General features: G+C 73.3%; 10 protein-coding genes. 5 read left to right on the top strand and 5 right to left on the bottom strand.

Features of this window, described 5'->3' with window-relative positions; translation table 11 throughout:
- On the top strand, positions 1 to 1,788 hold a 1,788-nt coding region (locus tag LCD31_RS26455), incomplete at its 5' end, for an ABC transporter ATP-binding protein (protein ID WP_374201685.1).
- A gap of 18 nt (positions 1,789 to 1,806) precedes the next feature.
- The gene (locus LCD31_RS26450; protein WP_224962475.1) at positions 1,807 to 2,580 is read left to right on the top strand and encodes a 3-oxoacyl-ACP reductase; all 774 of its coding nucleotides are present in this window, start codon (positions 1,807 to 1,809) and stop codon (positions 2,578 to 2,580) included.
- Between the two features lie 30 nt (positions 2,581 to 2,610).
- Here the strand turns inward: LCD31_RS26450 and bioD are convergent, their stop codons facing one another.
- From bioD to bioB, 4 genes are read right to left on the bottom strand one after another with little or no spacing between them, the layout of a single operon-like run.
- Positions 2,611 to 3,255 carry a dethiobiotin synthase gene (bioD, locus tag LCD31_RS26445; RefSeq protein WP_224962473.1) on the bottom strand — a complete coding sequence of 215 codons (645 nt, stop codon included), beginning with the start codon at positions 3,253 to 3,255 and terminating at the stop codon, positions 2,611 to 2,613.
- A gap of 8 nt (positions 3,256 to 3,263) precedes the next feature.
- Positions 3,264 to 4,415 carry an 8-amino-7-oxononanoate synthase gene (locus LCD31_RS26440; protein ID WP_224962471.1) on the bottom strand — a complete coding sequence of 384 codons (1,152 nt, stop codon included), beginning with the start codon at positions 4,413 to 4,415 and terminating at the stop codon, positions 3,264 to 3,266.
- Positions 4,412 to 5,671: an adenosylmethionine--8-amino-7-oxononanoate transaminase gene (locus LCD31_RS26435; protein ID WP_224962469.1), complete on the bottom strand. Its 1,260-nt coding sequence runs from the start codon at positions 5,669 to 5,671 to the stop codon at positions 4,412 to 4,414. The genes LCD31_RS26440 and LCD31_RS26435 overlap by 4 nt, the downstream gene beginning before the upstream one ends.
- A complete protein-coding gene (bioB, locus tag LCD31_RS26430; RefSeq protein WP_224962467.1) occupies positions 5,668 to 6,723 on the bottom strand; it encodes a biotin synthase BioB in 1,056 nt (351 codons plus the stop codon). Before bioB ends, LCD31_RS26435 begins: the two co-directional genes overlap by 4 nt.
- A 93-nt stretch (positions 6,724 to 6,816) precedes the next feature.
- Between bioB and LCD31_RS26425 the strand changes: the two genes are divergently transcribed.
- Entirely contained in the window at positions 6,817 to 7,368 is a 552-nt protein-coding gene (locus LCD31_RS26425; RefSeq protein ID WP_224962465.1) for a TetR/AcrR family transcriptional regulator C-terminal domain-containing protein, read from the top strand.
- Positions 7,369 to 7,602: 234 nt separating this feature from the next.
- On the opposite strand, the gene LCD31_RS26420 is transcribed toward LCD31_RS26425, so the two are convergent.
- Positions 7,603 to 8,829, bottom strand: a complete 1,227-nt coding sequence (locus tag LCD31_RS26420; protein WP_224962463.1) for a cytochrome P450 — start codon at positions 8,827 to 8,829, stop codon at positions 7,603 to 7,605.
- A gap of 229 nt (positions 8,830 to 9,058) precedes the next feature.
- Here LCD31_RS26420 and LCD31_RS26415 point away from each other — a divergent pair, with 229 nt between their 5' ends.
- Complete coding sequence (locus LCD31_RS26415) at positions 9,059 to 10,204, top strand: steroid 3-ketoacyl-CoA thiolase (RefSeq protein WP_224962461.1); 1,146 nt, start codon at positions 9,059 to 9,061, stop codon at positions 10,202 to 10,204.
- Positions 10,205 to 10,208: 4 nt separating this feature from the next.
- Positions 10,209 to 11,755, top strand: a 1,547-nt coding sequence (locus LCD31_RS26410; protein ID WP_224962459.1) for a FadD3 family acyl-CoA ligase, incomplete at its 3' end; no start/stop codon positions are given.

Raw genomic sequence — 11,755 nt, 5'->3', positions numbered from 1 at the left:
GGATCACCGGGCGCCAACCGGCCGGAGGGGTTCGCCACCGCGGGCCGCCGCCTGCTCGGGCTGCTGCGGCCCGAACGCCCGCTGCTGGACGCGGTGCTGGTGCTGGCCGTGGTGAGCGTGCTGCTCAGCGTCCTCGGACCCCGCTACCTCGGGAAGGCCACCGACCTCGTCGTCGCGGGCGGGGTCGGTGGTGGCGGCGTCGACTTCGGGGCCGTCGGCACCGTGTTGCTCGTGGCGCTGGGGGTGTACCTCGGCTCCTGGCTGTTCGGCGTCGCCCAAGCCCGGCTGATCAACGGCGCCGTGCAGCGCACCGCCAGCCGGTTGCGCCGCGACGCGGAGGAGAAGCTGGCGAAGCTGCCGGTGAGCCACTTCGACCGCCAGTCCCGCGGCGAGGTGCTCAGCCGGGTCACCAACGACATCGACAACGTCGGGCAGTCGCTGCAGCAGACGTTCTCGCAGGTGATCACCTCGGTGCTGACCATCCTCGGCGTGCTGGCCGTGATGTTCTTCATCTCCCCGCTGCTGGCGGTGTTCGCCCTGGTCAGCATCCCGATCTCGGCGCTGGTCACCATCCTGATCGGCAAGCGCGCGCAGCCGCAGTTCGCGGCGCAGTGGAAGAGCACCGGCGAGCTCAACGGGCACGTCGAGGAGATGTACACCGGGCACGCCACCATCAAGGCGTTCGGCCGCGGCCGCGAAGCCGCCGAGATCTTCCGGCAGCGCAACGAGGCGCTGACCAAGGCCTCGTTCCGCGCGCAGTTCCTGTCCGGCGTGATCCAGCCGAGCATGATGTTCCTGAGCAACCTGAACTACCTGCTCGTCGCCGTCGTCGGCGCGCTGCGGGTGTCGGCCGGGGCGTTGACCATCGGTGACGTGCAGGCGTTCGTGCAGTACTCGCGGCAGTTCAGCCAGCCGCTCACCCAGGTCGCGAGCATGGCGAACCTGGTGCAGTCCGGCCTGGCCTCCGCCGAACGGGTCTTCGCGCTGCTCGACGCGCCCGAGCAGGACCCGTCCCCGGACCTGGCGCCGAAGACCGAACGCCCTCGGGGCCGCGTCGAGTTCGAGCACGTCGCGTTCCGCTACGACCCGGCCGAACCGCTGATCGAGGACCTGTCGCTGGTCGCCGAACCCGGTGCCACCGTCGCCATCGTCGGTCCCACCGGCGCGGGCAAGTCCACGCTGGTCAACCTGCTGATGCGGTTCTACGAGATCACCGGTGGCCGGATCACCCTCGACGGCGAGGACACCAGCGCCATGTCCCGGGAACGGCTGCGCGCCGCCACCGGCATGGTGCTGCAGGACACCTGGCTGTTCGGCGGCACCATCGCGGAGAACATCGCCTACGGCAAGCAGAACGCCACCCGCGAGGAGGTCGTGGCCGCCGCGAAGGCCGCGCACGTCGACCACTTCGCCCGCAGCCTCCCGGACGGCTACGACACCGTCATCGACGACGAGGGTACCGGGGTCAGCGCGGGGGAGAAGCAGCTGATCACCATCGCTCGCGCGTTCCTCGCGGACCCGGCGATCCTCATCCTCGACGAGGCGACCAGCTCGGTGGACACCCGCACCGAGGCCCTGATCCAGCGCGCCATGGCCACGCTGCGGACCGGCCGCACCGCGTTCGTCATCGCGCACCGGCTGTCGACCATCCGCGACGCCGATGTGATCCTGGTGATGGAGCGCGGCGCCATCGTCGAGCAGGGCACCCACGACGAACTGGTCGCGGCGGGCGGCGCCTACGCGCGGCTGCACCGGGCCCAGTTCACCGGTCCGGCCGAAGTGGACTGACGCACCGACGGGAGGGTCATGAGCAGTGCGGGGATCGTCGACGAGCCGGTGCTCATCACCGGTGGCGGGCGCGGGCTCGGGGCCGCCCTGGTGCGGGCGTTCGCCGAGCAGGGCGCCCGCGTCCTGATCGACTACCGGCGCAGCCGGGACGCGGCGGAGGAGCTCGCCGCGAGCATCGGCTCGGACCGGGCGCTGGCCGTGCGGGCCGACGTCACCGACGAGCGGCAGGTCGCCGACCTGTTCACCGCCGGCCGGGAGCACTTCGGCGCGCCGGTGGGGACCGTGGTGAACAACGCGCTCGCCGACTTCTCCTTCAACGGCGACCAGCGCTCCCCGGCGGACCGGATCCGCTGGGACGAGTTCGCCGCGCAGTTCGACGGCACGGTCCGGGGCGCGCTGCACGTCGCCCAGGCCGCGCTGCCGGGGATGCGGGAACGCGGCGGCGGCCGGATCGTCAACATCGGCACCAACCTGTTCCAGCACCCCGTGGTGCCCTACCACGACTACACGGCGGGCAAGGCCGCGCTGCTGTCGCTGACCCGCACCCTCGCCGCCGACCTCGGCCCGGACGGGATCCTGGTGAACATGGTCTCCGGCGGGCTGCTGCGCACCACCGACGCCAGCGCCGCCACGCCCGCCGCGGTCTTCGACGGGATCGCCGCGAGCACCCCGCTGCGGCGGGTCGTCACCCCGGCGGAGTTCGCCGACGCGGTGCTGTTCTTCGCCTCCCGGTGGTCCCGCGCGGTCACCGGGCAGAACCTCGTCGTCGACGGCGGTCTCGTCAACGGCTGACGTCGCACCGGCTTCCGCCGCGAGGGCCGGTCACCCGGTGAACCAGGTGGGGACGAGGTGGCGGAAGCGGCCCGGCGGGAGGTTCCCGGCGCCCGAGGGGAGTGCGCCGACGACGGGGGCTCCGGTGACGCGGGGAAGTTCGGCGAGGTTGCACCGCTCGGCCTGGCCGAGCTCGGCGGGCACCGAACCGAGCACCAGGACGGGATCCAGGCCGCGGGAGCGCAGCGCGCCGACCGCGAGCTCGGTGTGGTTGAGCGTGCCCAGGCCCAGCCGGGTCACCAGCACCACCCGCACCGGGTGGTCCCGGGCGAGCTCGGCGGCCAGGTCCAGCACCGTGCCGCCCGCGGTGTCGAGGCGCACCAGCACCCCGCCGGCCCCTTCCACGATCACCTGGTCGCGCGCGCGGGCGAGCTCGCGGATGCGGTCGGCGTGCGCGGCCACCGGCGGGATCTCCGCGCCGCGCAACCGGGCCGCGGTGTCCGGTGCGAGCGGGTCGGCCAGCCGCACCAGCTCGGCGACCGCGCATCCGGCGAGCGCGCGCACCACGTCCACGTCCGGTTCGTCGGTGCCGACCCCGGTCTGCGCGGGTTTCACCACGAGCGTCCCCGGCCCGGAGCGGGCGGCGAGCGCCGCGGTCGTCACGGTCTTGCCGACCCCGGTGTCGGTCCCGGTCACCACGGTGATCACGCGGTCCGCCGCCCTGCCGCGCGCTGCTCGTCGACGACCCGGGCGAGCACGTCGACCGCGCGCGACCAGTCCGCGTCGTCGAGCGCGGCGGAGGTGGTGGCGCGCAGCCGGGACACCCCGTCCGGTACCGACGGCGGCCGGAAGCACCCGACGCGGACCCCGGCGGCCAGCACCGCGGCCTGCGCGGCGAGCGCGCACCGCGGCGACGGCATCGGCACCGACAGCACCGCGCCCGCCGAGGGCGGCACGCCGAGCCGCGCGGCCAGTTCCGCGCCCCGCCGGTGGACCAGCGACGGCAGCTCGGGCTCCCGCCGCAGCACGCGCAGCGCGGCCAGTGCCCCTGCCGTCGGCGCCGGTGCCAGCGCGGTGTCGAAGATGAACGGGCGGGCCCGGTTGACCAGGTGGTCGACCAGCGCGGCCGAGCCGAGCACCGCGCCGCCCATCGCGCCGAACGACTTGGACAGCGTCGCGGTCAGCACCACGTGCGGGTGCCCGGCCAGTCCGTGCGCGTGCACCAGTCCGCGCCCGCCGCTCCCGGCCACGCCGAGGCCGTGCGCCTCGTCGACGACGAGCAGCGCGTCGTGCTCGGCGCACACCGCGGCCAGTTCCGGCAGCGGCGCCGCGTCCCCCAGCACCGAGAAGATCGATTCGGTGAGCACCAGCGCCCGCCGCGACCCGGCCGCGGCCAGCGCCGCGCGGATCGCGGCCACGTCGTTGTGCGCCACCACCTCGATCGCCGCCCGGGACAGCCGCGCGGCGTCGATCAGCGAGGCGTGCGCGTGCGCGTCGGAGACGACCAGCGCGTCCTTCCCGGCCAGGGCGGTGACCGCGGCCAGGTTGGCCTGGTAGCCGGTGGAGAGCACCAGCGCCGATTCCCGGCCCGTGAAGCCGGCGAGCTCCCGCTCCAGTTCGGCGTGCAGCGTCGTGGTGCCGGTGACCAGCCGCGACGCGCCCGAGCCTGCGCCCCACTCCCAGCCGGCAGCGGCGGCGGCGCGCCGCACCTCCAGGTGGCGGCGCAGGCCCAGGTAGTCGTTGCCCGCGAGGTCCAGCAGCTCGTCGTCGGCCGGCCGCGGCCGCAGCTCGCGCTGCAACCCGGCGCGCTCCCGCTCGGCCCGCTGCGCGGCGAGCCAGCCGTCCCAGCCGCTCATCCCGCCTCCGCCGCGGCGGCGATGGCGGTGCACACGGCCGCGATGTCCGCGTCGTCGCACACGTACGGCGGCATGGTGTAGATCAGGTCCCGGAACGGCCGCAGCCACACCCCGTGCGCCAGCGCCGCCTCGGTCGCCCGCGCCACGTCCACCTGGTGGTCCAGCCGCACTACTCCGACCGCGCCCAGCACCCGCACCTCGGCGGCCGGAATCCGGTGCAGCGCCTGCAATCCCGCGCCGATCCGCCGCACCTGCGCCGACCAGTCCGAAGTGGACAGCAGGTCCAGGGAGGCGCAGGCGACCGCGCACGCCAGCGGGTTCCCCATGAACGTCGGGCCGTGCATGAGCGCCCCCGACTCGGAGGCGGACACGCCCCGCGCCACCTCGGTGGTGCACACCGCCGCGGCCAGCGACAGGTAGCCGCCGGTGAGCGCCTTGCCGACGCACACCACGTCCGGGCGCACCCCGGCGGCGTCGGCGGCGAAGAAGTGCCCGGTGCGCCCGAACCCGGTGGCGATCTCGTCGAAGATCAGCACGAGCCCGTGCTCGTCGGCGACCTCCCGGAACACCCGCAGGCAGGCGGGGGAGTACGGCCGCATCCCGCCCGCGCCCTGCAGCAGCGGTTCGACGACGAGCCCGGCGAGCCGGTCGGTGTGCTCGGCGGCGAGCGCCCGGAACCGCTGCGCCCACGCCGGAACCTCGGCGTCGTGATCCGGTGGCCGGTCGCCGAACACCTGCGGCGGCAGCAGCCCGGACCACATCGAGTGCATGCCGCCCACCGGATCGCACACGCTCATGCAGTCGAAGGTGTCTCCGTGGTAGCCGCCGCGGACGGTGAGGAACCGGTTCCGGCCGGGCCGCCCGGTGCCGCGCTGGTGCTGCAACGCCATCTTCATCGCCACTTCCACCGCCACCGAACCGGAATCGGCGAGGAAGACGTGGTCGAGCCCGGTGAGCTCCACGAGCCGTCCGGCGAGTTCGACCGCCGGTTCGTGGGTGAGGCCGCCGAACATGACGTGCGACATCCGATCGACCTGGCGGCGCACCGCCTCGTCCAGCACCGGGTGCCGGTAGCCGTGCACCGCCGACCACCAGGAGGACATCCCGTCCACCACCGGCCCGATCCCGTCCAGGGTGATCCTGCTGCCCGCCGCGCCGGTGACCAGCCGCGTCGGCGCCGGATCGGTCATCGAGGAGTACGGGTGCCACAGCTGCGCCCGGTCCTGCCGGAGCAGCGCGCCGCCGGCCGCGGTCACGCGTTCGGCAGCACGTCGGTGCCCGCGCCGCGGCGGCGGATCGCGGGTTCGGCCCGCTGCGCGAGGTCCTGCTCGGAACCGAGCACCACGAACCCGCCGTCGCGGATCAGCTCCAGGTCCCGTTCCGCCTCCTGCCCCTCGGAGGTCAGGTAGTCGCCGAGGAAGATCGAGTTCGCCAGGTGCAGCGCGATCGACTGCACCGACCGCAGGTGCAGCTCGCGGCCGCCCGCGATGCGGATCTCCCGGTCCGGGCACACGAACCGCGCCATCGCCAGCACCAGCAGGCAGCGGGTGGGGGTGAGGTCCCAGGTGTGCTGGAACGGGGTGCCGTCGAACGGGATCAGGAAGTTCACCGGGATCGAGTCGGAGTCCAGCTCGCGCAGCGCGAACAGCGCTTCGACCAGTTGCTCGTCGGTTTCGCCGAGCCCGGCGATCAGCCCGGAGCAGGGGGAGAGCCCGGCGTCCTTCGCGCGCTGCACGGTGTCGACCCGGTCGGCGTAGGTGTGGGTCTGCACGATCTCGGCGTGGTGGCTCTCGGCGGTGTTGATGTTGTGGTTGTAGGCGTCGACCCCGGCGTCCTTGAGCCGCTGCGCCTGGCCGTCCTTGAGCAGCCCGAGGCAGGCGCAGACCTCCACGTCCGGGTGCTGCCGCTTCAGCGCGCCCGCCAGGTCGGCGACCTTGTCGACGTCCCGGTCGGACGGTCCGCGCCCGGAGGCGACCAGGCACACCCGGCAGGCGCCGCCGTGCAGGCCCGCCGCGGCCTGGTCGAGCGCGGCGTCCTGGGACAGCCACGAGTACTTGAGGATGGGCGCGCTGGAACCGAGCGCCTGCGAGCAGTAGTTGCAGTTCTCCGGGCACAGCCCCGATTTCAGGTTCACCAGGTAGTTGACCTTCACGGTGTTGCCGAAGTGCGCGCGGCGCAGCCGGCCCGCGGCGGCCACCACGTGCAGCAGCTCGGCGTCGGCGGCGCGCAGCACCGCGAGCGCGTCGTCGGGGGTGGCCGGGCTGCCCGCGAGGATCGCGTCGGCGAGCCCATCGAAGTCGCTGGTCATCGCTGCTCCAGAGGTCGGCGACCTGAACACCGTTCAGGTGAACGGCGTTCAGGTTAGACTGGAGGGGTAGGACCGTCAAACGGGAGGAACCGGGTGCGCTACCACCGCGGCGACGTCATCGACCGCGCCCTCGCGGTCCTCGACGAGTACGGGCTCGAATCGCTGACCATGCGGCGGCTGGCCGTCGAACTCGGCGTGCAACCCAGCGCGCTCTACCACCACGTGCCGAACAAGCAGACGCTGCTGGCCGCGGTCGCCGACGAGATCGTGCGCCGCGGGCGGCGGCCGCACCGCGCCCGGCGGTGGGACGCCCGGGTCGTGGAGATCTGCACCGAACTGCGCGACGCGATGCTCGCCTACCGCGACGGCGCCGAAGTCGTCGCCACCGCGCACACCTTCGGCCTCGGCGAGGACGAACCGGCGGGCAGGTTGCGGACCGCGCTCGCCGACGGGGGCCTGCCCGCCGAGCTGGTCGACATCGCGACCCGCACCTTCCTGCACCTCGTCTTCGGCCACACCAACGAGGAGCAGACCGCGCTGCAGGCCGCCAGCGCGGGGGCCATCGACCGCGAGCCGGGCGGCCACGCCGACTTCGAGCAGAGCCTCGACCTCGTCCTCGACGGCCTCCGCGCCCGTGTTCGTTAGTGGTGCTCGGTTCGGGTAGCACTCGGGTGGCGGAACCTCAGCGGCTTCCTCGCTGCGGGATCGTTTTCGCAGGTGGCTCCGCCACATGCGAAAACGCTGTCCTCGCGAGGAAGCCGCTGAGAACCCGCGGGTGGTCCCGTTGCTCAGGTGGTCTCCGCTCAGCGGCTTCGCCGCTGACAGGAAAACGACACGACCCACCTGGCAGGTTCGAAGGCGGGCGGTGCGCGCGCCGGGTCAGCGGTAGCGGACTTGGAGTTCCTTGATGCCGTTGAGCCAGCCGGAGCGCAGGCGGCGGGGTTCGCCGGCCTTGGCGATGCCGGGCATCCGGTCGGCGATGGCCTGGAAGATGAGGTCGATCTCCAGCCGGGCCAGGTTCGCCCCGAGGCAGTAGTGCGCGCCGGTGCCGCCGAACCCGACGTGCGGGTTGGGGTCGCGGGTGATGTCGAAGCGCTCCGGTTCGTCGAAGACCTCGGGGTCGAAGTTGGCGGAGCTGTAGAACATCGCGACCCGCTCGCCGCGCCCGATCGCCACCCCGTTCAGCTCGGTGTCGGCGAGCGCGGTGCGCTGGAAGGACATCACCGGGGTCGCCCAGCGCACGATCTCGTCGGCGGTGGTGGCGGGGCGCTGCTCCTTGAACAGCTCCCACTGCTCGGGGTGGTCGAGCATGGCGAGCATGCCGTGGGTGATGGCGTTGCGGGTGGTCTCGTTGCCCGCGACCGCGAGCAGCAGCACGAAGAAACCGAACTCGTCGTCGTTGAGCGCGTGCCCGTCCACGTCGGCCTGCACGAGCTTGGTGACGATGTCGTCCATCGGGCAGCCGCGGCGCTGCTCGGCCATGCCCATGCTGTAGCCGAGCAGTTCGGTGGCGGCGGCGGCCGGGTCGATGGAGTACTCGGGGTCGTCGTAGGCGATCATCTGGTTCGACCAGTCGAAGATGTTCTTCCGGTGCTCCTGCGGGACCCCGAGCAGTTCGGCGATGGCCTGCAGCGGGAGTTCGCAGGCGACGTCGGTGACGAAGTCGCCGGTGCTGCCGGTGAGCGCGGTCTCGACGATGCGTTCGGCGCGTTCCCGCAGCGCGTCGCGGAGGCCGTTGATGGCGCGCGGGGTGAAGCCGCGGGCGACGATGCCGCGCAGCTTGGTGTGCTCGGGCGGGTCCATGTTGAGCAGGATGAACCGCTGCATCTCGATCTGCTCGCGGTTCATCTCGGAGGTGAAGCGGGTGATCGCGGTGTTCTCCCAGGAGGAGTACACGTCGCTGCGGCGCGAGACCTCCTTGACCTCGGCGTGCCTGCTCACCACCCAGTAGCCCTCGTCGTCGTAGCCGGCCTTGCCGCGGGGCAGCGGGTTCCACCACACCGGTGCGGTGCGCCGGAGTTCGGCGAACTCGCGCATGGGCAGCCGTTCGGCGTAGAGGTCGGGGTCGGTGAAGTCGAAGCCGGGCGGGATGTGGGGGCAGACCACTGGCAACCTCCTGCGGGCCGCACGGAGACACGAGTCCACGAAAGAGAACTTGTTCTATGTGAAGCGAACCACATCCGATCTGGTTAGTAAACCCCCGTAACAGTGATGATCACGCGGTGCGTCCGGACTCTGCCCCATTACGACGCGCCCCTGCGGCACGACCTTGTCGATAACGAGAACAAGTTCTACATTGAAACTTCCGGTCGTTCATGCCGAAGGGAGACGAACGGTGGGCACTCCGGTGATCGTGGACGCGGCACGCACTCCGATCGGCAGGCGCCGGGGCGCGCTCTCCGGCCTGCACCCCGCGGAACTGCTCGGGACCGCCCAGCGCGGCCTGCTCGACCGGGCCGGCCTCGCCCCGGAACTCGTCGAGCAGGTCGTCGGCGGCTGCGTCACCCAGGCGGGCGCGCAGGCCGGCAACATCACCCGCACCTCCTGGCTGCACGCGGGCCTGCCCGAGACGACCGGCTGCACCACCGTCGACGCCCAGTGCGGCTCGGCCCAGCAGGCCGCGCACCTGGTCGCCGGGCTGATCAGCACCGGTGCCGTGGACGTCGGCATCGCCTGCGGCGTGGAGGCGATGAGCCGGGTGCCGCTGGGCGCCAACATCGGCACCGAGGCGGGACGGCCGCGCCCCGACAGCTGGGACCTCGACCTGCCGAACCAGTACCTGGCCGCCGACCGCATCGCCGAACGGCGCGGCCTGGACCGCGCCGAGGTGGACCTGTTCGGGCTGCGCTCGCAACGGCTCGCCCGCGCCGCCTGGGACGAAGGCCGGTTCGCCCGCGAGATCGTGCCGACCCGCGCCCCCGCCCCCGACGGCGGCACCCACCTGGTCACCCGGGACGAGGGACTGCGCGAGACCAGCGCGGAAGCGCTCGCCGGGCTGAAACCCGTGCTGGACGCCGGATTCCACACCGCGGGCACGGCCTCGCAGATCTCCGACGGCGCCGCCGCGGTGCTGCTCGCCGACGCCGACCGGGCCGCCGCGCTCGGCCTGCGCCCGCGGGCCCGGATCGTCGCGCAGTGCCTCGTCGGTGCCGAGCCGTACTACCACCTGGACGGGCCGGTGCAGGCCACCGCGAGGGTGCTGGAGCGGTCCGGGATGAAGATCGGCGACATCGACCTGTTCGAGGTGAACGAGGCGTTCGCCTCCGTCGTGCTGTCCTGGGCCGCGGTGCACCGGCCCGACCTGGAGCGGGTGAACGTCAACGGCGGCGCCATCGCGCTGGGCCACCCGGTCGGCGCCACCGGGTCCCGGCTGATCACCAGCGCGCTGCACGAACTGGAACGGCGGGACGCGAGCACCGCGCTGATCACGATGTGCGCGGGCGGCGCCCTGTCCACCGGGACCATCATCGAGCGGATCTGAGGCCGTGGACGTCCCGGAGACGGTGCCCGCCGCCCTCGACCTCGCCGCCGAGCGGTTCGCCGAGCGCGCCGCCGTCGTCGATCCGGCGCTGCGGCTGACCTTCCGGGAGCTGCGCGAGCAGGTCCGCGAGCTGGCGGGTTTCCTGCTCGCCGAAGGCGTCCGGGCCGGGGACCGGGTGGCGCTGAACTCGCCGAACACGGGGCACTGGGTGGTGGCGGCGCTGGCCGCGCTGCACGTGGGCGCGGTGCTGGTGCCGATCAACACCCGGTTCACCGCGGCCGAGACCCGCGATGTGCTGGTGCGCAGCTCGGCGAGCGCACTGGTGGTGGCCGACACCTTCCTCGGGCGGGACCGGCTGCGAGAGCTGCGCGCGCAGGGAGGGGAGCCGACCGGCACCCCGGTGTCCGGCCTGCCCGCGCTGCGCACGGTCCTGCGCATCCCGGTGGAGGGCGCCGCGGCACCGCTGCCGCGCTGCGCGGACTGGGCCGAGGCCGGTGACCGCTCGCTCCCGGCCGACCGGGTGGACGAGGCCGCCGCCCGGGTGCGCGGCACCGATCCCAGCGACCTGCTCTACACCTCCGGGACCACCGGGCGCAGCAAGGGCGTGCTCAGCGCGCACCGCCAGGCTCTCGCCGTCGCCGACGCGTGGGCGACCTGCGGGCGCGTCGACGAGGCGGACCGGTACCTGGTGGTGAACCCGTTCTTCCACAGCTTCGGCTACAAGGCGGGCATCCTGGTGTGCCTGCTGCGCGGGGCGGCGATCGTGCCGGTGCCGGTGTTCGACACCCGCGCGGTGCTGGAACTGGTGCACCGCGAGCGGATCACCGTGCTGCCCGGGCCGCCCACCGTCTACCAGTCCATCTTGGACGATCCGGCGCGCGCCGAGCACGACCTCTCCAGCCTGCGGCTGGCCGTCACCGGTGCGGCCTCGGTGCCGCGGGTGCTGGTGGAGCGGATGCAGCGGGAGCTCAGCTTCGACACCGTGCTCACCGCCTACGGGCTGACCGAGGCCGTGGTCGCGACCATGTGCCGCCCGGAGGACGACGACGCGGTGGTCGCCACCACCTGCGGGCGCCCCACCGCCGGCTTCGAACTGCGCATCGCGGGCGCCGACGGCCGCGCCCTGCCCACCGGCGAGGTCGGCGAGGTGCTGCTGCGCGGCCCGAACACGATGCTCGGCTACCGGGACGAACCGGCGCAGACCCGCGCCGCCGTCGACGCGGACGGCTGGCTGCACACCGGCGACCTCGGCCGGGTGGACCGCGCGGGCAGGCTCACCATCACCGACCGGCTCAAGGACATGTACGTCTGCGGCGGGTTCAACGTGTACCCGGCCGAGGTCGAGCAGGCGATCGCGCGGCTGCCCGGCGTCGCCGAGGCCGCGGTGGTCGGCGTGCCCGATGCCCGCCTCGGCGAGGTCGGGAAGGCCTACGTGGTCGCCGCCCCCGGCCACCGGCTCACCGCCGAGGAGGTCCTGGCGCACTGCCGCGAGCACCTCGCCAACTTCAAGCTCCCCCGCCACGTCGAGTTCCGGACCGCCCTCCCCCGCAC

The sequence above is a fragment of the Saccharopolyspora sp. 6M genome (genome assembly GCF_020176775.1).
Classification (GTDB): domain Bacteria; phylum Actinomycetota; class Actinomycetes; order Mycobacteriales; family Pseudonocardiaceae; genus Saccharopolyspora_C; species Saccharopolyspora_C gregorii.
This window is presented reverse-complemented; position numbering and strand designations above follow the sequence as displayed.